Origin of the sequence: Paenibacillus rhizosphaerae (assembly GCF_014192015.1) — a bacterium.
In the GTDB taxonomy this organism is placed as follows: Bacteria; Bacillota; Bacilli; order Paenibacillales; family Paenibacillaceae; genus Paenibacillus_AQ; species Paenibacillus_AQ rhizosphaerae.
Map to the genome: position 1 here is coordinate 1 of NZ_JACHXJ010000003.1, position 23,242 is coordinate 23,242.

Consider the following 23,242-nt stretch of genomic DNA (forward strand, 5'->3'; position numbering starts at 1 on the left):
TTCCATTCCTTCAATTGAAATATTTCGATATCGCATTAAACTATCCTGACCGTTAGCTTAATAAAATGAGCAGGCTACTGTAGCCTGCTCAACATTAAGTTTTATTCAACCAAGTTCCAATTTACACGGAACTATGTTCAGATCCTTGTGGTCGGTTGTTTACCATATATTACAATCCACTTGCCCCTGGTATCAGCTACGATGCGTGAGAGGCATATATGCCGTGATGTTCGGGTTGGACACGCCCGGTCTGATTCGATCAGCACCGAGCAGCTGTCTACGCCGCCTTCGGGTTTACGTTGTCCGTCGCGATGAGGTTCAAACTAGTCACCCTTTACCGCGCTTCCTTCGTGGTTACGGAGGTACGGATAATCGAGGTTATGATTTCAATAAACTGTTGGACTTCCGCGGAAGGAGACAAGGGGTACATCAAACCATAGGGGATCGTGAAATCCAGATCACAGGGGATGGTTACCAAGGATGGATGAACATCTTCCCATGCATCCAATGTTAAGAGGACGGCTCCACTTTCCACGCACAGGTTGAATACTTCAAGATCAAAAATTCGCACAATATCTTTAATTTTTATTTCGGGATGCTTCTTTAATAAAAAATCATGAACTTCATCAATTACTGAACTTTTTCCACCGTTTACCACTGCCAACTTCTCTCCATGCAAATCTTTGACGGACAAGGTTTTTTGAGAAGCCAGCCGATGGTTTCGAGGTACAGCAAAGCAAAAGCGGTAACTTCCCAACTCAAGCACGCGGAAATAATCCTTCCAGTTTTCTGTTAAGATGGGTCCTACGATGATATCAAAATGTTTGCCTATGGTGCGATAGGTTGTCGGGAGTGTGTAAGCATCATCCTCAAAATGGATGATGTTTATTTTATATTGCGGATATTCGCCGCAGATATCATTCCACAGATTCAGCAGAACCTTGCAGGGATTAAGGATGGAAGTTCCCACGCGAATGACAAGCTGATCGGCTTTGGCGGTGTGATGAATACGCAGCAGGACTTCTTGAAAGTACTGCAGCATGAATGCCGCATCCTTGTAAAAGGATTTTCCGGCCTCGGTGAGCCCGATCCCATGGTTAGTGCGAATCAATAGAGGCACTCCCACCTGTTTCTCCAACAAATTCATCTGTTTCATTACAGCGGTTGGAGAAACAAACAGTTTTTCGGCTGCCTTGGAAAAGCTTCCGGACTCCGCCACCTGAATAAACGTGTTCAATTGTTCATTCAATCCAAGCCCTCCTTATTTTTGCATGAACGAATAGTTCATACCATGCTAACTTATTTGAACTTCCGAATCAAGCGCTTCAACCATAACATTAGAGTGGAAGAAGAAAGAGAATGAGAGGAGCGAATTTAACTATGAAAGACAAACTCGTCGCCCTGGTCACCGGGGCCAATCAAGGAATCGGTCTGCAAATCGCAAAGGATCTCGTGGCACACGGCTTCACCGTGTTGATCGGGTCACGCAATCTCGATCGCGGCGAGGCCGCGGCCAAGGAGGTTGGGCCGGAAGCGCGCGCGCTCCAACTCGACGTGACGGATCAGGCTTCGATCACCGCCGCAGCGGAGCGCATCCGCAAGGAGTTTGGACGTCTCGACGTACTCGTCAACAACGCGGCGATCTCAAATACGAGCATGCGTCCCGGTATGTCCCTCAAGGAGTTCGTCGAGTTGACCCGCCCGAGCAGAGCGTCCCTCGATGAAATGCGTGCGGTATGGGAGACCAACGTGTTCGGCCCTCTCGCCGTTTACCAGGCGATGCTGCCGCTCTTGCGAGAAGCGCCGGCAGCCCGCATCGTCAACGTGTCGAGTGGCGTCGGCTCTCTGACAATGAATGCAGACCCGTCCTTTGAATTGCGCTCGACCTTCGGCCCCATTTATCCTGCGTCCAAAGCCGCTCTCAACGCCATGACGCTGGCCATGGCAATCGAGTTGGAGTCGACCGGGATCAAGGTCAACGCCGCAGCCCCGGGCTTCACCAAGACGAATCTCAACCACTATCAGGGCATTGAGACTGTCGAGGAGGGCGCCCAAGAGGCGGTGCGCCTTGCGCTGCTCGGGCCGGACGGTCCGACAGGCACGTTCTCGCAGGCGAAACTCGGAAAGATCCCGTGGTGATGCGGTCTCGAGTGTTATCTCTAAATGAAGGATTACGCAGTTTCGCCTAAAACAAATTTAGAAAATGCGAAGGCCATCTGTAAACACATCCTTTATTCATGGGATGTGTTTTTATTATACCCTCGATTCGACTGGTGCTGGAAGGGCTCGAATCGGGCAAAAGTGCGCACTGGGGAAGGTCCGTTTTGGATACCCTATGATGAAATTGAATTTGTTGAACGCTTAATCAAGCTGAATTGATTAAGGAGGACCGTCTAATGGTGTTTTTTTGATTCACTTCTGTATGCAAATTTATGTGTATTTATTCACTTTCTCATTAATTATGGACATATTTCCCATAAATCATGAAAAAAATTATCACTAATTATGACAACACACATTATTTTATTGACCTCTCCCCTGATCAGGATTATAATTAGTACCAACTACTAATACTTGATATTAATTTGTTAGCAGAAATGTTATATAGCCCTTATTTTCTGAACATACGGAAGCTTATTCTTTTAGTAAAAGGAGCGATTGATGATGAACCTAACCGTATCAACAGCCCGCATTACAGCCATTGGCAGCTATGTTCCGGAGAAAAAATTGACGAACGCAGACCTGGAGCAGATGGTGGATACGAACGACGAGTGGATCGTCCAGCGGACCGGCATGCGGGAGCGGCGGATTGCCGGAGAGAACGAATACTCCTCCACCATGGCTTATAAAGCCGTGGAAGACTTGGTCAGCCGTTACGGTCAGGACCTGACCGACGTGGACTGCATCATTGTATCGACGACGACACCGGATTATGCGTTTCCTAGCGTGGCCTGCCAAATCCAAGGGCATTTTCACATCCCGAGCACTGCGGCATTTGACCTGAACGCCACCTGCGCGGGCTTTACCTATGCACTGCATATGGCCAACGGCCTGATTACGTCCGGTCTGCACCGGAAGGTCCTGGTGGTTGCGGCCGAAACACTTTCCCGCGTTACGGATTACACGGACCGGTCGACCTGCATCCTGTTCGGCGACGGGGCCGCGGCCGTTCTGGTCGAGAAGGACGAGCAGCGTCCGAGCTTTATCACGGCCCATTTGGGTACGAACGGCGAAGGCGGCATCCACGTTTATCGCACGAACCTGTCCACAACGATGGACGGTGAGGAGCTGCTAACGAGCGAGAAAATGGTCCAAAACGGACGGGAAGTCTACAAATGGGCGACGCGAACCGTACCTCAGGGCGTAGAGACTTTGCTGGAGCAGGCGGGAATGACGGCCGAGGACGTGAATTGGTTTGTTCCGCACAGCGCCAATTTCCGCATGGTTGAGTCCATCTGCGAAAAAGCCGGCATCCCCGTGGAGAAAACGCTGACCAGCATGGAGTATTACGGCAACACATCTTCGGTGTCGATTCCGCTGGCGCTTCAGCTCGGTCTGGACGAAGGAAAGCTGCAGAACGGAGACACGCTGCTGCTGTACGGATTCGGCGGCGGCTTGACCCATGCCGGACTGATCCTGAAATGGGATTTGGATGCCCGTGGCTGATCATGTGGCGAAGAGTGTGACGTAAATGTTTAAGGGCTTCCGACCATGTCGGAGGCCTTTTTTCATTAATTCATTAATTCACGAGCCTCTTCTCCTGCGGCCTTTACGGTCAGCATCCTACACGTTAAAATAAGAACAACTCATCGATCTGATGGATACAATATCCCGACTCATTAATGAGATGGATGATTATTTTAAAGTATATGATTACGGTATGATACAACAATTGAATACAATCCAACGTCAAAGGTGGGAGAAAAATGAATCTGCACGCATTGCGCGTCTTTGCGGAGGTGGCCAGCACGGGAAGCGTGACCCGGGCCGCCGGCAACCTGCTGCTCAGCCAGCCCGCGGCCACCGCCCAGCTGCGGAATCTGGAGCAGGAGCTCGGGATGAAGCTGGTTGCCTCCAAGGGGCGCTCGATCCAATTGACGCCAGCCGGCGAGCGGCTGGCCGCCCGGGCACGACAGCTGTTTTCGCTGGAATACGATATGGAGCGGGAAATGAACGCACTCAAAATCGGGCTCGAAGGCAGCCTCCGGATCTGCGCCACGGATCTGCCCGGCCGGACGGTGCTCCCCGGCTGGATCGTCCGCTTCAAGCAGCAGTATCCGAAGGTGCATGTCCAGTTGACCCGTGGCAGCTCCCGTACCGCAATGGAGCGGCTGCTCGACCACTCGGCGGATATCGCGCTCATCTGCGGTGAAGGCCCGAAGGATTCCGGCTTGGAGTATATCACGCTGCTGGAGGATGAGCTGATCTTCATCGTCCACCGGGACCACCCCTTGGCGGGTGCCGCCACAACGCTCCAGGAGCTGACGACAACCGCCTTTATCCTCAGGGAAGAAGGCAGCTATACCCGCAGAAAGCTCTTCTCCCTGTGCGACGCCTATGAAGTGCCGAAGCCGCGGACCGGGATTTGTATTGAAGGGATGCAGGAGACGATTGAAGCCGTCAAATCGGGATACGGCGTTTCTTTTGTGCCTTCGCTTGCGGTCTCCCGGGAACTCAAATCCGGTGAGCTTGCGGAGGTCCGCGTTCCCGGAATGCGCGTCAAGCACCCGATCCGCCTATACACTCGAATTGGTGAAGAGCCCTTGGCGCCGGCGGCCAATTTTATCGCCATGATAGCTCCGCCGCTGTCCCAAGTCGGGTCTTAAATCATCAATTTAATTGATGATACTGCTTGATATATATATTGGATTTATATTCGAAATCTCATTATGCTGAAAGCACAGCACGGTCATGAAACCGCTGTGTAGGAGACATGAATGAGATTTTTTGTTTTTCAGACCGATATCCCAAAGGAGGCACAACAGATGACATCCACATTGTTCACATCATACCAAAGCGCGGTCAAATCCCGCCTGGAAGAAATGAAACGCACCGCCGAGGCTGCCATCGGGCAGCTTGATGATGCTGCCCTTGCTTGGGCGCCGGAACCCGGTTCCAACAGCATCGCTGTGATCGTCAAGCATATGAGCGGGCATATGATTTCCCGATGGACCGATATGTTCACCACCGACGGGGAAAAGCCGGACCGGAACCGCGATGCGGAGTTTATTCCGGAAAAGCTGGACCGCGCAGCCCTGCTGAGTCGCTGGGAACACGGCTGGGGCCTGTTCCTGAAACAGATCGGTGCGATCCGGGAAGATCAGCTGCTTGCGGAAATCAGGATCAAGGGCCAGCCCATAACCGTCATTGAGGCCATTGAAAAAAGCCTGTACCATTACGCCTACCACACCGGCCAAATCGTTTATATCGCCAAGCAGTACCGCAAGGATCAATGGGTCAGCCTGTCTTGACCCACAGGCGTCTTTCAAAACAGTGGGGCATATGCCTCCCTGTTCCTTTCCATACCGCACGAAGACAAAAGCATACCATTCACTAGGTGGGCTGCCCGGGAGCACTTACAGTTACGGCGGCGCTTCTCGTGCTTTTTCGCATATTTTTGTACTCTAAAAGTTCATGACAATAATTGTCACTATTAAGCGATACAATGGCAGCAAGAACACCCTCTCCGCAACCACGGAGGAGGAAAGGAGAATAAAAAATGAAATTAACCGCCTTGTTTTTTCTGATCATGTTTATGATCGGGACAGATACCTTTCTCATCTCTCCGATGATTCCGACGCTTCAGGACCTGTACGGCGTCCCCACGGGAATGTCCGGCTGGATGATGGGCTCCTACACGCTTGGCGCTGCGGTCTTCGCCTTGATTGCCGGCCCGCTCTCGGACGGGTTGGACCGGAAGAAGGTCATGCTGCTCGGGTTGCTGGGCTTTGCAGTGTCCACTGCGCTGTGCGGATTGGCCGCAGACTTCTGGACCATGTGCCTGTTCCGGCTCCTGGCCGGAATCAGCGCGGCTTTTGCCGCCCCGCAGGTGTGGGCTTCCATTCAAACGCTGCTGCCCGCAGAGAAAAAGGGCAAAGCGATGGGGCTTGCCTATGCGGGTCTCGCCGTATCCCAGGCGTTCGGCGTTCCGATCGGCAGCTGGCTGGCGGCAGCCCGATGGTCCCTCCCCTTTTTCGCGATCGGAGTCCTGTCCCTGCTGCTTGCCGGAGCTGCCTTATTCATCCTGCCTTCCATAAAGCCTCAGCCCAATGCCATTTTATCGCGGCAGGCCTTCTGGCGCAGATACGCACCGCTTCTCGGAAGCGGCAGGGCCAGAGGCGCTTTCCTGTCTTATTTCCTGATTCATCTGGGCAGCAATGCCGCGTTCGCGTTTTTGGGCAAATGGTCGGCGGAACGCTTTCACCTTCCCGTTGACCAGATCGGCACGATTATGATTTTCCTCGGCGTGGGCAATTTGGCCGGCAGTCTCGTGAGCGGATATGTCAACAGCCTGTGGACGCCGTCCAGGATCGTAGCCGCTGCGGTGCCGCTCCTGATGATCGGCTATGCCGCGCTTCCGCACCTGCCGTCTTTCATAACCGCGTCGATGATGTATTTCGCCATCTTTTTCATCCTGGGTATTCTTTTCCCGATGATCATGGGCGTCCTGAACAGCCTGAATCCGTCGCTGCGGGGGACAATCTCAAGCACGGCTACGGCGACAATGAACGCCGCCACGACAGTCGGCGCCTCCCTTGCCGGCCTGCTGTACGCCGGATCGGGCGGGTATGCGGCCGTCGGCCTGTTCTCGGCCTGCTGCTTCGCCGCGTCCCTGCTTATCTTTGGCACGAGCCGCGTCCTGGCGAAAGAGCCGGTACCGCAGGCGTAAAAAGGCCCATCAAGACCCTTTCCAAGTAGCACTCACCCATATCAAAAAAAGCCCCGCCGACCCTGTCGGCGAGGCTTGCTTTCTTTTTATAACAAACATCATTACAACAAGAGCTTATTTTGCCAACCCCTGTCGTTCCAAGCGTGATGCCCCGGCTTCAGCAATCCTCTCTAGCTTCCTAGCTTTACGCCCCGGACAGCGCTGGACTCGGCTGCTGGACGGTCACCCGGTATACGCCGGATCCCAGCTCCAGCTTTAGTGCTCCTCCGCCGTCTTCCCTGGCGCTCAGCACACCCGATGCCTGATCCGCCGGCTGTCCGTTAACCTGCGTCGTTGCAATCGATGCACCCGGCAGTTCGGCCTCAGCCGTCGTGTTCGGCGGAATTTCGAATTCGTAGGACGCCTGCGGGATGTCCCCGTCCTCGTCCGACAAGCTCCATTCGCTCCGGATCGTGCCGTACATCGAGTCAAGTGCCGCTTTGGCATAGGACAGTGCCGAGTCGGTCCGCGGACGAAGCCGGATCCGCTTGTACCCCGGTCCTTCAGCTTCATTCAGATCCAGCCCTGCCACAGCCCGGTACAGCCAGTCGCCGATGGCGCCGAAGGCGTAGTGGTTATACGAGTTCATGTCGTCGCTCCAGAACGAGCCGTCCGGCTTGATACCGTCCCAATGCTCCCAGATCGTGGTCGCCCCCTGCTTGACCGAATACAGCCAGGACGGGTAATCCTCCTGCATCGCCAGCTTCACGGCCAGATCGTGGTAGCCGTTCTCCGTCAGCACATGGCACAGGTACGGCGTACCGACGAATCCGGTGGTCAAATGGTGGTTCTGTTCTTTGACGTACTCCGCCAGTGTAGCGGCCATTCGGCGCCGGACCTCCCCTTCCACCAGCCCGAACATCAGCGGAAGGATCATGGCGGTCTGCGTATGCGCGGCCAGCCTTCCGCCCGGCGTGACGAACTCGTTCAGGAACGCTTCGGCCACCTTTTCGTACAGCTGGCGATATACGGCGGCATCCTCGGTACGTCCGAGAACTTCGGCGGTCTTCACGAACAGTGAGGTCGAGTAAGCATAGAAGCAGGTGGCGATCAGATCCCTCGGCGTCGCCCCGACATAGCTGCCTTCCTTCGCGTCAAGCGCCAGCCAGTCGCCGAAATGGAAACCGGTATTCCACAAATATTCGTTGTCCCCTTGGGCTCGGATATGGTCCACCCACGCCTTCATGCTGTCATATTGCTCTTCCAGAATCCGCTTGTCTCCATAGCAAAGATAGATCGTCCACGGACAAATGACGGCGGCATCTCCCCAAGCCGCGGACGAGCAGGCATTATCGTCGAGAACCTGCGGTATGACATGCGGCACGCCGCCATCCTCCCGCTGGTCGGCCTTCAGGTCGTGCAGCCACTTGGAGAAAAACGGCGCCACGCCGAAATTAAACGCGGCTGTTCTGACAAACACCTGAGCGTCACCGGTCCAGCCCAGCCGCTCGTCACGCTGCGGGCAGTCGGTCGGGATGTCCAGGAAGTTGCCGCGCTGGCCCCACTCGATGTTATGCTGCAGCTGGTTCAACAGCTCATGCGAGCACTCAAACCGCCCTGTCTGCGGCATATCCGTGTGCATGACACGGCCTGTAAAACGGTCTGGATTCAGCGGCTCGGCATCCGGCCAGCCCTCGACCTTCACATAACGGAAGCCCTGGAAGGAGAAATGGGGCTCATACGTTTCCTCACCGCCGCCTTTGCAGATATACGTTACGGACTGCTTTGCCTTGCGAAGATTGCCCGTGTAAAAATTGCCGCGGCTGTCCAGCACCTCCGCGTGCTTCAGCGTAATCGCCGTGCCGGCCGGCAGATTCAGGCGCATGTGCATGCGGCCCACCATGTTCTGCCCCATGTCGAGTACGGTATCTCCTTCAGGCGTCCGTAGTACTGTAACCGGTTTCAACTCTTGAACTACCCGGACCGGCTCGTTTTCCTGCATGACGAGGATGTCCTTGGCGTGATCCAGCTTCGCCACGTCTACCCAGTTCCCATCATCAAATCCAGGCTGGCTCCAGCCGGCCGACTCCAGCCGCGCATCATACGTTTCTCCGTGGTAAATTTCCGACATACGGACCGGACCGGTTGACGCTTTCCAGGAAGGATCGCTTCCGATGACCTCCGTGCTGCCGTCCGCATATTCCAGATGCAGCTGAAGCAGCAGCGCCCGCTGGTCCCCAAACAGGTTGCGATGGTTCTCCCAAGCCAGATTGCCTTTATACCATCCGTTGGCCAGCCCCGCGCCGATGGCATTGTCAGCCCGGGAACGGACCAGGTCGGTGACGTCATAGGCCTGAACCTGCAGCCGATGCCGGTAGCTGGTCCAGCCGGGCGTGAATGCCCAGTCGCCCACCCGCTCGCCGTTCAGCTCCAGCTCATAGAAGCCGAGGCTCGTCGCATAAATTCGTGCCTTCCGGACGTCTTTGCTCACGCGGAACCCTTTCCGAAGAAGGAAGGCCTCCTCTGCCTGGGGATCGATCCGTCCCGGCTCCGGCGTGATCCAATCCGCACTCCAGTCCGCCGTCCGCAGCAGTCCCATTTCAAAATACGACGTGTCGCTCCATTCCGACTCCTGCCCCTGCTGGTCCCACACTTTGACGCGCCAGCTGCAGCGTTGGCCGGACAGAAGCGCGGCACCCGCATATTCGACAAGCACCGATTGGTCCGAGTCCACGACGCCCGTGTCCCAAATCAGATGATCCCCGTCAAAATCACCTTCCTCTCCCGCCACCTGAAGATGATATGCCGACTGCAGCACATGCATCCGGCCGGATGTGAGCTGCCAGCTGAAGCGGGGACGCTCCGTGCCGAGCCCCAGCGGCTCACTGCGGTACTCGCAGGTCAATTTCGTAATGCCAAGCGTTGACATAGACTTCCCTCCCGTTTTTGCGTTGGATGCTAGCCAGGATTTTTTTAGCCATGTTTCTTTACTACTGCTTCCATTGTAAGAAAAACGTCAATCGACGTACCTTCAAAGAAGACAGACCGCGTTTAAAGGTCATTTTTCTTGCAATATCAGGAAGCCATGGCTCTGGAGTTTATACTTTCTGATATTATAAAAAAGGCGGCTGCGCGATACAGGCGGTGATCCGGACGAAAACATAGGCTGATCTGGACATATTGCCAATGTTCGCCTAGGATAGGAGCAAAGGTATATGAATTTATAAAAATCTACCTCCGAGGAGAGAAGGCAGATGAGCATAAAACGAAGCCAGGCCCTGCTGCGGATGGACAGCTTTTTTGAGCCGGGGGTACCCTTCTACGTCAACCGCGTATCCGAATCGTTCGACATGCTGGAACACTCGCACGAATTTGTGGAGCTGACCTATGTCAGCGAAGGGTCGGGCGTCCATTATATCGGCGGAGAAACATGGCCGGCCGAGCAGGGCAGCCTCTTTCTCATCCCGATCGGACTCTCGCACGTGTTCCGGCCGAAAACCCCGCGCAAGGACCGGCAGCTGGTTGTGTACAACTGCATTTTTCCGGCCGATTATCTCCAGGAGCTTGAAGCCGCCTTCCCGCGGGAACGCGAGGTGTTCGCCGCCTTTTTGGATCCGGATATGCCCTGGCTGGAAATTAAAGACCAGAACGGCGAATACCACGCCTTATTCCGCGAGCTGTACCGGGAATATGCCGGACGAAGCCCCGGCTGGATGCTGCTGCTGACCTCGCTGCTCGTCCGGGTGCTGACCGGACTGTACCGACACCGGCTGCAGCTGGATCCGCCCGCCGCCAGGCGCCAAGGCTCGCTGACGATCGACGAATCGATCGCTTATATGGAGCGTCACTTCGCCACCGATTTGCGGCTGGGCGAGCTGGCCGCCCAGGCCAGCCTCAGCCCGAGACATTTCAGCCGGCTGTTTGCCCGCCAGACGGGAATGAGCTTCACCGCCTATTTACAGGGCATCCGCATGGATGCCGCGTGCCGCATGCTGATCGAAAGCGACAGCAGCGTCACCGAAATCGCCGCCCGCGCCGGGTACAGCGATTTAAAGTTTTTTCACCGGCTGTTTAAGCAAAAGACCGGCCTCACGCCCAGGCAGTACCGGCAGCAGCGGAAGGGCTGAGCGACAGGTGATATTTGGAAACATCGGATAGTTAGCAGAAGCCCCGCACCTCCCTTTTCGAACCGTTATTTCAGCAACACTCCAGGATACAAAAAAGCCTCCTCAAGAGAGGGGGCTGAAGTTCTTATCAACCTTTTATATTTATTTTCCTCCGGTAACCCGAATCAGTTCGCCGTTAATATTCCCGTTTGCCTCAGACCCGAGAAAGACGATCAGGTTCGCAATATCCTCAGGCACGCTATGTTTGCGCGTTGGCACGTTCTCCCGCTCCTTTTCGATCATCTCCGCCGGGAAGGTCGTCAGGGCTTTCTCCGTCATGGTCCAGCCCGGCATCACCACATTCGTCAGGATTCCATCGGGTCCCAGCTCTTTAGACAGCGTCGCCGTCAATCCGTGCAAGCCGGCCTTGGCCGCTGTATATGCCCCGCCTCCAGCCATGCCGTCCTCAGCTAGCTCCGAAGAGATGTTGATGATCCTTCCCCATCCGGATGTCCGCATCAATGGTAGTACCTTCTGAATAGTGTAGTAATATCCTTCGAGATTTGCACGAATGACTCGTCTCCAACCGCCCGCATCTGTGTTTTCAAAGGCCAAGCCCATGATGCTGCGGTCTCCCCACAGAACGGCATTGTTAACGAGTACCTGAATCCCTCCCCATGTCTCAGCAATCCGCTGTACGGCTTGATCCATGGAACGGTCGTCCGTTAAATCATAATGGACTACAATGGCCTCTGCTCCATAGCTTTTGATTTTCTCCGCCGTATGTTCCGCCGCCTCCCGCCCGCTCGCATACGTAACGGCAACCTTGGCTCCTTCCATACCGAATTTTTCAGCCGTCGCCGCTCCGATTCCGCTTGAGCTTCCAGTGATGACTACAACCTTGTCTCTAAGTCCCAGTTCCATCCCGATCTCTCCTTCATAATTAAAAATGAACAATAAATTGCGTTGCGCTTTGTTTAGGCACTTAAACATTTAGTCAACCTAAATATATATTCAAAAAAAGACGCCACGAATCACGATGCGTGCTTGCATCCCCGATTCTCCGACGCTTCCTGCCTGCTTTCCTTGATGCCAACCACCAGGATACCTCTGATGCCTTCGCTACTCTGCTACCTCTGCTACCTTCGCTTATTCCGGATCATTCTCTATAAATAACGGGTGCACATCTTTCCCTCGATCCTCTCCTCCTTCCATCACGCCGCCGTGGATCTTCCTCAGCCAAACGAGCATCAATGCGCTCTCCTCCGGGGTCAGCTGCTGTTGGATTCGCTCTTCGATGTCTTCCACGATACCGCCGCAAACCTGTTCCAACGACCGGCCGGCGTCCGTAAGAAATATACGCTTCACCCTGGCATCCTCTGCATCCTGTTTACGGATAACCCAGCCTCCCTTGACCAGCGGATCCAGCAGGTTGGTCAGCGACGCTGGCCGAATCCGAAGCCGCTCATGCAGCTCTTTCTGGGTCAGCCCATCCCCGACGTTCCACAGCTGGACAAGGACCCCAACCTGCGAAGTGGTTATGCCATATTGGGCCAACCGCTGATCGTAAAGCCTGCCGGTCTCCCGAAAAATTTGTTTGATCCAGTACCCGATGCTGTTTTGAAATGATTGCGGCATTTATTTAGTCTCCCTAAAAATATATTAAACTCATCGTCGTCTGTCAATATTTCTTAATTACACCAACAGTTTAGCACAAACAAGTGGTTTGGACACGTCCTTGCGAGCCCTATCCACGGAGAGGATCGTTCAGCTATTAAATACCTTCTCGGCAGTCCGAACCGATTGTCTTGAATTGTCTTGAAAGGATATTAACGTTCATTCGCCTCAGACTCGCAAAGACGACCCGGTTCTCATTGCCATCTCCCTTCATTTCTCCCTTAACACCCGACTGTATTTTGGAGACGGAATGGTCTAGAATGGCATTTAGACTCACATTTCCGTGACCTTTCGCTTATGGCTGTTCCAATCGCACCCTAACACAGCTACTCTTCAAAGTTCACCCATCATTCCAAAGGAGAACCGCCTGCCATGACGATCCAATCCGTTTTTCGCCGGGCCAATCAAGTCTGCAACCGCGAACTGACCCGGCTGGAGGAAGCCGGCCTGTCCATCGCCATTATGTACTGGGGGTTTATGCCCACGCACTACGACAATTCCATGCACCGTCACTCTTTTTTTGAAGCCTGTTACGTTGTGGACGGCGAAGGCGAATATATCGAACAAGGCAAAGAATACCCGTTGAAAAAAGGCACCGCTTTCCTGTCCCTACCCGGAGTCTGGCACCAGATCCAAAGCGATACCGGTCTTACGCTCGTCTATGCCGCCTTCGAGGTAGATGAAAAGCACACCAGTAACATATATATGGAGGCTTACCGGCACTTGGCGGAGCATGGGCAGCCGGTGATGGATGGCGCTGACGAGCAGCCCGCCGGGCATCTATGGGATGCGCTCATCTCACTGTTTCAAAGTTCGAAACCCGCCCCCCTGCCGGTACTCAGCCACATCTCCATGTCGCTGATGCTGTCCATCCTCTCCCTGCACGGCACACAGCGGCAGGATACGCCGGAAGCCGGCTTGGAAGTGGATACGGCCGAAGAGAACTCTCTGTTCCGGCAGGCCAAGCTGTTCATTGACGACAACCTGGGCGAAGAGCTGACACTCGCCTTGGTTGCCGGGCACCTGCATATTTCGTCCCGCCATTTAACCAGGTTGTTTCAGGCCAACCTGAGCCAATCGTTCGTCCACTATATTCAGGAACGCCGGGTGCGCCGGGCTTCCCAGCTGCTGCTTCAGAGCGACCTGCCCGTCAAAGAGATCGCATCGCAGTGCGGCTTTCAGTCGGTCCATTATTTCACACGAATATTTACCCGCCGGCTCGGCGTATCCCCCGCCAAATTCAGGCGCTCCCAGTTCAGCGAAGGACGTTCGGGCAAAGAACATTTCCCTCCGAACATGTCCTGATTGTACAAAAGCTGTTCTAGATCGTTTAAAGACGCCTCCTCTCCCTCGTCTTACAATGTTACACATAACGACAGACAAGAGGGAGGAAGCACCATGACTGCAACAGCACCCCCATCCTTTAATCCTTTACCCGTCAATTCCATTCCTGTTCACAGCCTCGGGGAACCGGCCCTTATTGTGGACGGCTTCTCCAAAGATTACGATTCCTTGATGGCCCGGCTGACCGCCATGTACAAAAATCACGGCGGCGAAGCTTTTGTCGTCGCGATCGATGCGGCGAACGGAGCCCAGTACGGCCGCTGGGTGAACCGGCTCCGCACTTACTGCGAGGAAGAGGACATTCCCTGGATCGGAATCGACACTTCCCGTTACATGAAGAAACCGGAAGAACTTCTGCAGCAGTTTCATCCCTATCTGACCGATAACCGCGCGTTTGGCAGAATCGCCGCCGACGTTTCGGAAGGCGGCTATTTTCAGGAGGGGGCTGAAAAAGCGTGGCTCCGGGACGTTCAGCAGAAGCTGAGAAACTGCAGCGAAGCGGTCAAAACCGGCGAAACTCCGATTCCGATGGTCGTCACCGCCGGTCCCGGGGCGCTCTTCCTCTGCCCCGCTCCGGATGTTTCCGTCTACTGCGACCTGTCCAGGGAGTATCAGCAAAAGCTCCACCGGATGGGCATGGGCAGTCTCGGCCTAGGCGAAAGCGCCGATCCCGTCGAGACGTACAAACAGGCCCTGTTCCTGGAATGGCCCGTGTGGGAGAACTATCGGAATCAGCATTTATATGATTACGATGTGTACATTGATATGAATCAGCCGGAATCGCCGGCCTGGGCTACTCTCCCGGCGCTCAGGGAGCTGCTGGCCGCCGCCGCCCGCCGCCCGTTTCGGGTCAAGCCTTTCTTCGCGCCCGGTATTTGGGGCGGGCAGTACTTGAAGGAGCTGTGCGGATTGCCCGAAGATTGGCGCAACTGCGCCTGGTCATTTGAGCCAATCGCCCCCGAGAATACGCTGTTGATCGAAGCAAACGGCAGCGTCATCGAAGTTCCGTTTTCGCTCCTGCTTACCTCCCACCCAGAGGAAATCATGGGAGGGCGCAATGTGGAGCTGTTCGGGGATTATTTTCCGATCCGCTTCGACTACCTGGATACGATCGACGGCGACAACCTGTCGCTGCAGGTGCATCCGCAGCAGGCATACATCGAGCGGACGTTCAACGAAACGATGACACAGCAGGAATCCTATTACATTATGGAGCAAAAGCCGGGGGCCTCCCCCATCGTTGCCTTGGGCTTCCAGAAGGGAACGGGCGGCAGCGGCTTGCTTCAGGCGGTGGATCATGCCCATGAGTCGCGGCAGCCGCTCGACATCGGGCAGTATGTCAATGTATGGGAATCCCGCAAAGGGGATCTTTTCCTGATTCCGCCGGGTGCTGTTCATTTTTCCGGCAGGGACAATCTCGTGCTCGAAATATCGTCCACGACCTGGTGGTTTACCTTTAAAATTTACGATCACCTTCGCCTCGACCAGGACGGCCGGCCCCGGCCGATCAACCGGGACCATGCGGAGCAGAACATGATCGACGCTTTCGACACCGCGTACGTTCAGGAGCATCTGATCGCGAAGCCCAAGATCAGCCGCGTGCAGGGGAACAGCACCGAGGAACTGCTCGGCGAGCGGGACGACCTGCTGTTCCAGGTCAAACGGCTGCGTCTTGACGGACCGTGGGAGGATCATACCGAGGACGGTTTTGTCATGTACAACCTGGTCGAGGGGCAGCGCGTCCGCCTGATTCCGGAGCATGACGAGGATGCCGCCGTGGAATGGGGATACGCGGAGGCTTACATTGTTCCCGCCTCGGTCGGCGGCTACCGGCTCGAGCCGATTGGCCCCGGGCCCTGCACCTTGATCCGTGCCCAGGTTTCGCCTGGCTGGAATACGCCGCTCCTTCCGCATCACTGGAAGCCCGGTGGGCGGGCATGAGCGGCCACCCCGGCAGCAAACCTGCCCGGACGGTCGTGACCGTGGCCATTGACGCCGGCGGAACCAGCATGAAAGGCGGTGTGCTGGAGAACGGGATCCTTCTGCCCGAGCCGTATCTGGAGCAGCCTTCACGCTCGGAAGCGGATGCCGAAAGCATCGTTGCCCATTTCGCCAGCCTGATCATCCGGCTTGCCGGGGCATATATGAAAGGAAGCGGCACTCCGGAGCACGATGTGACGTTTCGCATCGGGACGGCCTTCCCGGGTCCCTTCGATTATGAACGCGGCATCAGCCGCATCCGGGGACTCGGCAAATACGAGCAGCTGTATGGCCTGCCGGTGGGTGAGCTGCTCAAGAAGGAGCTTCGCCGCCGCGCCGGGCTGCCGGGCAGCGACCCATGGATGCGCATGCTCGCGGCTGCGGACATCGCCTTCGGGAACGATGCCGTCCTGTTCGGCATGGGCGCCGCCAAGCGCTTCCCCGCCGAGCGGCTGCTCTGCCTGACCTTGGGCACCGGTCTCGGCTCGGTCTTCATGGACCGGGGCCGGGCGGTCAGCGGCTTGGACGGCGTCCCCGAGAGCGGCATGCTGTATGCCGAGACGTTCGAGGGCGAGCCGGTCGACGGCCAGTTCGGCAGGCGCGGCGTGCTGGCGCTGGCGGACGCGCTCCATGCCCGGCGGCAAGGTGATGATGTCATCGACCTTGCCGCCGCGGCCGCCCGGGGCGAGTCCGCCGCCCTCCGGGTCTGGCACGACTACGGCGAGCGGCTCGGGCGGATGCTGCGCCCGTATGCCGCCGCCTTTCGGCCGGACCGCCTGATCCTGGGCGGCCAGATCGCCAAAAGCCTGCCGATCTTCGGCGCTTCCCTTACGCACGCGCTGCTGCCGGTGCGGCTGCCCGTGCTGTATGAAGACGATCTGCTGCGGCAGGTCTTTTACGGCGCCGACATGCTTTTTGATTAATACGGAATCTTTTTTTCCTAAAGCAGCTTTCTATGGAAGGCTTGTGTTGGAATTAGAGGCCCTGCTGTCTCCGCCAAGCAAACGAAGATGGGCGGCGTGCCCACCACAATAGAACTCTCTCCTTAAGGAGGATACACGATGACATTAGAACAACAGTTAAAACAGGCCGACGCGCCGCTGCCCACCCGGAAGTGGACGATTTACGCCATTCACCATTCCCACACCGATCTCGGCTATACGGATCGTCAAGAGAAGATCGAGCAGTACCATGTCGATTTCATCCGCCAGGCGCTGCGTATCGCCAATGCCGCTCATGAAGGCGCCAAACCCGAGTGGAAAGGCTTCCGCTGGACCTGTGAAACGTTCTGGGCAGTGGAACAGTTTCTGAAGGCAGCCTCGCCCGAGGAGCAAAAGTCGTTTGCCGAAGCCGTCCTCCGCGGCGATCTCGAGCTGTCCGGCACCTACCTGAACATGACGGAGCTGCCGGACGAACAGCTGCTCAGCTCCCTTCACCGTAAAGCCCAAGCCTACGCCGCCTCGATCGGCAGCCGCGTGGACAGCGCCATGACCGCAGATATCAACGGATATGGCTGGGCGTATGCCGACAGCCTGCTGAACCATGATATCGAGCATTTGTTCAGCTGTATTCACACGCATCACGGCATGTACGCCCTTGGCCGCAAGCAGGCGCCTTTCTGGTGGGAAACACGTGACGGCCGCCGCCTTCTGGTCTGGAACGGGGAGCATTACATGATCGGCAACGAGCTGGGCCTGTGCCCCGGAGCGCTCGGCAAATACATGATCCGCGACGAGTTCAGCCACCAGCTGGTGGAACCGGAAGCGATCCATGAAGGCATCGCCACCATCCGCATCCGCCGGTACTTGGCGCAGCTGGAAGCCGAGCAGTACCCGTATGGGTTCGTGCCCGTCATGCTCTCGGGACTTGGCACCGACAACGGCGCGCCGAACAGCCGGATCGTCGAATGGATCCAGGCGTGGAATGAGCAGCACGGCGACCAGATTACGATCGAAATGACCAGCCTGAGCGGCTTTTTTGCCCGCCTGAAGCAGGAGGATCTGGCTGAACTGCCTGTCCACCGGGGAGACTGGCCGGACTGGTGGACGGACGGCGTCAGCTCTACACCGATGCATACTCAGGTCTTCCGGGATGCCCAGCGGACGCTCCGCAAGGCGGTCAAGCTGGACCCTGAAGCCAGCGTGCTCCGCCAAGCCGAGATCGATGAGACAGAGGAGGCGCTGGCGCTGTATGCCGAGCATACATGGGGCTACCATTCCTCCATTTATGAACCGTGGCATAAAAACGTCCAGCTGCTGGAGGTCCGCAAGCTGGCGCATGCCGCCGAAGCAAGCCGCCTGGCCTACCGTGCCTTGGACAAGGTGCTGCTGCAGCAGGGCAGCGCCACGCTGTACCCGGATCGGCCGTACCGGTTCCGGATCACTAATCTGGCCGCGCGGGAAGTGACGGAGCTCGTCACGCTCCAACTGGACGGCTGGGAGCCCGGCGCCCTGCGCGAAGGCGTCGAGGTCGTACGGGAGGATACCGGCGAAGTGCTGCCGCAGCAGTCCGCCCATCCGCATACCATCGTCACCGAGCTCAAACTGCAGGCGCAGGAAACCTGCTTCCTGCTTCTTCGCCCGCTGGCTCAGGGACGGCAGCAGGGCACGACGACGTCCAACACCCGTCTGATCGGAGCCGACCAGGTGTACGACATGGACGACATGTTCCAGGGGCCATCCGGCTCTGCCGGCCATCCGCCGGTCCGCATCACCCGGACCGGCCTGGAATCCCCGTTCGTCCGCCTGTCCTGGTCCGACAGCGGTATCCATTCCTGGTTCAACAAGGAACTGGGCGCTGAAATGCTGCGCAGCGGCAATCCGTACGGGGCGTTCACCCCGATCTATGAAGTCACCCGGCCGGCGGATGAGACGGACGCCTCCCAGGTATGGAGCACCCGGGCCCGGATGGGCCGCAACCGCAAGGGGCTCCATGCCGAGCGCTCCGCCGGGCGCATCACTTCGGTGCGCACCCTGGAGAACGGACCGCTCTACGCCACGGTGGAAATCACGTACCGGTTGAACGGCTTGTCTTACTTCGCCTTGTTCCTGCGGGTCCATGCCAACCGGAACCGGGTCGACGTGTCGGCGCGCTTCCATAAAGACAGCGTCTGGAGCCCGGAGAACGTCTACCTTTCGCTTCCTTTTACAAGCGGTGACACCTTGCGGGATACGCTGTATGCAGATAAACCGGGCGGCCTCGTGCGGCCGTGGAAGGACCAGCTTCCGGGGACCTGCCTCGATTATGCCTGCATCCAGGAAGGTATTGCCTGGCAGGATGACCGAAGCTCACTGCTGCTGGCTTCGCCGGATACGCCGCTCATGCAGTGGGGTCCGCTGGAGTACGGCACAAGACGCCTCCACACCCAGCAAGCGGAAGGCGAGAAGCCGGAGTCGTACGCCTGGCTGATGACCAACTATTGGGAGACCAATTTCAAAGCGACGCTCGGCGGCTTCTACGAATTTCAATACCATGTCAGCTCGGAGCCGGCGCTGCCGGAGGATGAGCTTGCGGCGGCCATCCGGGCGCTGCACGAACCGTTTGTCGTATCCCGCATGCGTCCGGAAGGCGTGTAAACGTCCACTAAAAGAAAACAAACGGCATTTAGCAGATGTTTTTATTGCGATATAAGGAAGCTTAGTCTCCAAAAGCTTATACTTTCTGATATCTGAAAAAAGGAGCTGTTCCGCTTGGGGACAGCTCCTTTTCTTGTTTGTCCTTATACTCAGCGAATCAAACTCATCGATCCGGCCGTGCTGCGGCAACCAGCGCGCGAGCATTGCCCTTCCTCCTTTAGATCGACCGCGCAATGCCCCCCTTTCCTCTACGCACTTCAGGTCGCAGCGCTCCCCTTCCCCCCTTCACCCCTTAGACAGCAAAATAATGCTATTCCCCGCCATTTCTCACTAGCAACATTTACTTATTTTTCCTCCCTTCCTCATCTTGTTATTATTTTGTTATATTAATAATGCTACTTTTTATTGTGATTAGTATAATAGAAGACAATAAATAACAAATGAGTACATTTAAAAACCGCATTCAAAAGGCTATAATAGCAATGCAAACGCTAACATATTCGAAATGGGGAGAGTAGAAATGAAAAAGAAGCCTGTTACTTTGTTAGGATTTGTTATGATCCTGATGCTTTCGATGTCCCTGTCCGCCTGTGGATCAAGCGGCGGCAGCGATGATTCGGCCAGCAGCGGAGGAGGCACGGATACAACCGGCACTTCGTCCGGTGGAACTTCCGGAAGCGGGACCGAGCTGTCCGGCAAAATCACCTTTTTGACCAACCGCACCGACATGATCGGCAAAGAGTATGACGATTATGTAAAGCGCTTTAACGAGAAATACCCGAACATCAAAGTGGAATTCGAGGGCTCGCAAACCGATTATAACCAGCAGGCCAAAGTGAGAATGGCCGGCGATGAGCTTCCTGACGTCATGTTCATTCCGACGATTCCGAACTCCGACCTGCCGAAGTATTTTGCTCCGCTCGACGATCTCGGGCTGGATGACAAGATTACGTTTAAAGACTTCAGATCCTATGAAGGCAAAGTGTACGGCATCACGACTGGCAACTCCACGTCGGGGATCGTGTATAACAAAAAGGCGTTCGCCGATGCAGGCATTACGGAACTCCCGAAAACTTGGGACGAGTTCCTATCCGCTTGCGAAAAGCTGAAGCAAAAAGGCATTGTGCCGCTGGCTTCCAACTTCAAGGATAAGTGGCCGCTGAACAACTGGGTGTATGACCTGCCGCGGCTGATCGAGAACAACGCGGACTTCCCGAACGCGAAGCTGAATACGGACACGCCGTTCACGATGGACAACGGTTACGGCAAGGCGTTCAGCCTGATCCGTGAACTGAACGAAAAAGACTACCTGGAGAAAGACATCAACTCCACCAACTGGGAGCAGTCCAAGAAAGACGTCGCATCCGGCAAGTTCGCCATGTACTTCCTTGGCAACTGGGTTATCAACCAAGTTATCGGTGCCGGAACGACTTCGGACAACATCGGCTTCTTCCCGCTGCCATATGACAACTCCGGAACGGTTCGCGCCGCCCTCAGCCCGGACTTCTTCTACGCCGTTTCCAAAAACAGCAAAAACGTTGAAGCTGCCAAGGCTTTTGTCAAATGGATGCTTGAGGACTCCGGTTACGAAGATTTCGCCGGATTCATCCCGCCGCTGAAAGACAAAGAGTCCAAGCTGGCTCAGCTGAAAGACTTCCAGGCTACCGGCGTGGAGCTTCAGGAAGGCACACCGGATGATGCGACGGTTACCGACATCCTGAATAAGGCGCAAATCGATATGCCGGCCATAGTTCAGGAATTCGTCCTTGCCAAAGATCCGCAAAGCGTCCTGGATAAATGGAACAAGGCGTGGGCCAAAGCCAAGAAAGACCTCGGCAAATAACGCCTGCTTACAGGAATAGCCCGGCAAAGTGGATTATCCGATCTAGGAGGTAATCCGCTTTGCTGTCGGCTTTGCATCCCAGAAACGCCCATAAGCTTGCAGAAAGAAGGTATAGCATGTTCGGAACGCTATCGTACCGCAAACAGAAGACGATCATTATCGTCTCTTTTCTACTGATTCCTTTGATTCTATTAGCTACGTTCACCTATTATCCGGCGATCAAGCTGATCTATTACAGCTTTACGAACTGGGACGGCTACAGCCCGGAGAAGCCCTGGGTCGGCCTGGACAATTACCGGGAAGTGTTCTCCAATTCGGATATTTTCAAAGTATTCGAGCACAACTTCGCTTATTTTGCGATGGGAATCGTCCAGAATATCATCGCCATTTACTTCGCTGTCGTCCTGAACAGCCGGCTCCGCGGCCGGAACATGTTCCGGATTCTGCTGTTTCTGCCTTACATCATGAACGGCGTGGCGGTCGCTTTTATGTTCGGGTACGTGTTTGACACGACCAACGGCTCACTGAACCTGTTCCTCTCCAGCCTAGGGCTGAAGCATCTCGGCGAAACGAGCTGGCTCGGCACGGAAGGGCTCGTTAACTATGCGCTGGCCTCTACCGGACTGTGGCGCTTTATGGGCTACAACATGGTCATTTACATCGCTTCCCTGCAGGCCATTCCGAAGGATATTTACGAAGCGGCGAAAATCGACGGTGCCGGCTCCTGGCAGACTCTGTGGAAAATCACGCTGCCGAACATGAAGCCGGTCATTCAGCTGAACCTGTTCCTGACCGTGACGGGCGCGCTCGAAGTCTTCGACCTTCCGTTCGTGTTGACCAAAGGCGGACCTGCGGGAGCGAGCCAGACGTACGTACAACGCGTTGTGGAAACGGCCTTCGCTTACAACAACTATGGACTGGCCTCGGCGATGAGCGTCATCTTATTGTTCTTTGTGGTCATCGTACTGGCCGTTCAGCAGCTTGTGCTCAGCAGAGGAGGAAATAAATAATGCATTCGTCCAAATTCCGGATCCAGGACCTGTTTAAATACTTAACCCTGCTCATCGGGGTATTCGTTGTCCTGTTCCCTCCCTATGTCGTCATCATCAACGCCTTCAAATCGAGGGATGAATTTAACAGCAGCAGCTCGATGGCGCTGCCCCATAATTTTTTCAATTTCGAAAATTTCAAGGTCGTGTTCGAGCGCGGCGGCCTGCTCAGCGGATTCGGCAACATTCTGATCATTATCGTGGTCTCGCTCGCGCTGAACATTTTGTTCGGCACGATGGTCGCTTATGTTCTGGGCCGGTTCGATTTTAAACTGAAACCGATCGTGTTCGGGGCGTATCTGGTCGCTACCATCATCCCGAGCATCACGACACAGGTCGCCACATTTGGCATTATCAAAAGCCTTGGGCTGTACAACACGATGGGCGCCCCGATCGTCCTGTACATCGGAGCCGACGTCATCCAGATCATCCTGTACCTGCAGTTCATCCGCAACATCCCTTATGACCTGGACGAAAGCGCCATGGTGGAAGGCGCATCCCTGTTCAAGATTTACCGTTCGATCATTTTCCCACTGCTGACGCCCGCTACGGCAACGCTCATTATTCTGAAAACGATCAGCATTTATAACGATATGTACATTCCATATCTATACATGCCGAAGCAGAGCCTCGGCGTCGTCACCACTGTGCTGATGCGGTTCCAGGGCGTCAACACGGCCGATTGGAACCTCATCTGCGCCGCCATCCTGGTCATCCTGCTGCCTACGGTCATATTGTACTTTTTCCTGCAGCGTTATATCTTTGAAGGAGTTACCAGCGGAGCGGTTAAATAAGACAAG

At 55.6% G+C, this 23,242-nt stretch carries 17 protein-coding genes; 13 read left to right on the top strand and 4 right to left on the bottom strand.

All coding sequences use genetic code 11. The features are described 5' to 3' along the window. Positions 1 to 334: 334 nt before the first annotated feature. Entirely contained in the window at positions 335 to 1,249 is a 915-nt protein-coding gene (locus FHS19_RS16665) for a LysR family transcriptional regulator (RefSeq protein ID WP_183583016.1), read from the bottom strand. 131 nt (positions 1,250 to 1,380) lie between these two features. Between FHS19_RS16665 and FHS19_RS16670 the strand changes: the two genes are divergently transcribed. From FHS19_RS16670 to FHS19_RS16690, 5 genes are all read left to right on the top strand, one after another. Then, complete coding sequence (locus FHS19_RS16670) at positions 1,381 to 2,139, top strand: SDR family oxidoreductase (protein ID WP_183583017.1); 759 nt, start codon at positions 1,381 to 1,383, stop codon at positions 2,137 to 2,139. A 525-nt stretch (positions 2,140 to 2,664) separates the two neighbouring features. Beyond that, positions 2,665 to 3,666 carry a ketoacyl-ACP synthase III gene (locus FHS19_RS16675; protein ID WP_183583884.1) on the top strand — a complete coding sequence of 334 codons (1,002 nt, stop codon included), beginning with the start codon at positions 2,665 to 2,667 and terminating at the stop codon, positions 3,664 to 3,666. Positions 3,667 to 3,926: 260 nt separating this feature from the next. Then, a complete protein-coding gene (locus FHS19_RS16680; RefSeq protein ID WP_183583018.1) occupies positions 3,927 to 4,826 on the top strand; it encodes a LysR family transcriptional regulator in 900 nt (299 codons plus the stop codon). Positions 4,827 to 4,985: 159 nt separating this feature from the next. Further along, a complete protein-coding gene (locus FHS19_RS16685) occupies positions 4,986 to 5,471 on the top strand; it encodes a DUF1572 family protein (protein ID WP_183583019.1) in 486 nt (161 codons plus the stop codon). Positions 5,472 to 5,719: 248 nt separating this feature from the next. Then, entirely contained in the window at positions 5,720 to 6,889 is a 1,170-nt protein-coding gene (locus FHS19_RS16690) for an MFS transporter (RefSeq protein ID WP_183583020.1), read from the top strand. Positions 6,890 to 7,073: 184 nt separating this feature from the next. On the opposite strand, the gene FHS19_RS16695 is transcribed toward FHS19_RS16690, so the two are convergent. Then, positions 7,074 to 9,797, bottom strand: coding sequence for an alpha-L-rhamnosidase (locus FHS19_RS16695; RefSeq protein WP_183583021.1), 2,724 nt, complete (start codon positions 9,795 to 9,797; stop codon positions 7,074 to 7,076). A gap of 325 nt (positions 9,798 to 10,122) precedes the next feature. Here FHS19_RS16695 and FHS19_RS16700 point away from each other — a divergent pair, with 325 nt between their 5' ends. Then, positions 10,123 to 10,995, top strand: coding sequence for an AraC family transcriptional regulator (locus FHS19_RS16700; protein ID WP_183583022.1), 873 nt, complete (start codon positions 10,123 to 10,125; stop codon positions 10,993 to 10,995). Positions 10,996 to 11,136: 141 nt separating this feature from the next. On the opposite strand, the gene FHS19_RS16705 is transcribed toward FHS19_RS16700, so the two are convergent. Together FHS19_RS16705 and FHS19_RS16710 are read right to left on the bottom strand one after the other, a co-directional pair. Continuing rightward, on the bottom strand, positions 11,137 to 11,898 hold the full coding sequence (locus FHS19_RS16705) for an SDR family NAD(P)-dependent oxidoreductase (protein WP_183583023.1): 762 nt from the start codon (positions 11,896 to 11,898) through the stop codon (positions 11,137 to 11,139). A 225-nt stretch (positions 11,899 to 12,123) separates the two neighbouring features. Continuing rightward, positions 12,124 to 12,612: a MarR family winged helix-turn-helix transcriptional regulator gene (locus FHS19_RS16710; protein WP_183583024.1), complete on the bottom strand. Its 489-nt coding sequence runs from the start codon at positions 12,610 to 12,612 to the stop codon at positions 12,124 to 12,126. A 411-nt stretch (positions 12,613 to 13,023) separates the two neighbouring features. On the opposite strand from FHS19_RS16710, the gene FHS19_RS16715 reads away from it, so the two are divergent. The 7 genes from FHS19_RS16715 (at position 13,024) to FHS19_RS16745 (ending at position 23,236) form a co-directional block, all read left to right on the top strand. After that, entirely contained in the window at positions 13,024 to 13,956 is a 933-nt protein-coding gene (locus FHS19_RS16715; RefSeq protein WP_183583025.1) for a helix-turn-helix domain-containing protein, read from the top strand. Positions 13,957 to 14,049: 93 nt separating this feature from the next. Then, positions 14,050 to 15,936, top strand: coding sequence for a class I mannose-6-phosphate isomerase (locus FHS19_RS16720; protein ID WP_183583026.1), 1,887 nt, complete (start codon positions 14,050 to 14,052; stop codon positions 15,934 to 15,936). Continuing rightward, a complete protein-coding gene (locus FHS19_RS16725; RefSeq protein ID WP_183583027.1) occupies positions 15,933 to 16,898 on the top strand; it encodes an ROK family protein in 966 nt (321 codons plus the stop codon). The genes FHS19_RS16720 and FHS19_RS16725 overlap by 4 nt, the downstream gene beginning before the upstream one ends. Positions 16,899 to 17,036: 138 nt before the next feature. Then, a complete protein-coding gene (locus FHS19_RS16730; RefSeq protein ID WP_183583028.1) occupies positions 17,037 to 19,550 on the top strand; it encodes a glycoside hydrolase family 38 N-terminal domain-containing protein in 2,514 nt (837 codons plus the stop codon). Positions 19,551 to 20,070: 520 nt separating this feature from the next. After that, positions 20,071 to 21,393 carry an ABC transporter substrate-binding protein gene (locus FHS19_RS16735; protein ID WP_183583029.1) on the top strand — a complete coding sequence of 441 codons (1,323 nt, stop codon included), beginning with the start codon at positions 20,071 to 20,073 and terminating at the stop codon, positions 21,391 to 21,393. Between the two features lie 116 nt (positions 21,394 to 21,509). Beyond that, positions 21,510 to 22,403 carry a carbohydrate ABC transporter permease gene (locus tag FHS19_RS16740; RefSeq protein ID WP_183583030.1) on the top strand — a complete coding sequence of 298 codons (894 nt, stop codon included), beginning with the start codon at positions 21,510 to 21,512 and terminating at the stop codon, positions 22,401 to 22,403. Continuing rightward, complete coding sequence (locus tag FHS19_RS16745; RefSeq protein ID WP_183583031.1) at positions 22,403 to 23,236, top strand: carbohydrate ABC transporter permease; 834 nt, start codon at positions 22,403 to 22,405, stop codon at positions 23,234 to 23,236. The genes FHS19_RS16740 and FHS19_RS16745 overlap by 1 nt, the downstream gene beginning before the upstream one ends. The last annotated feature ends 6 nt before the right edge of the window (positions 23,237 to 23,242 follow it).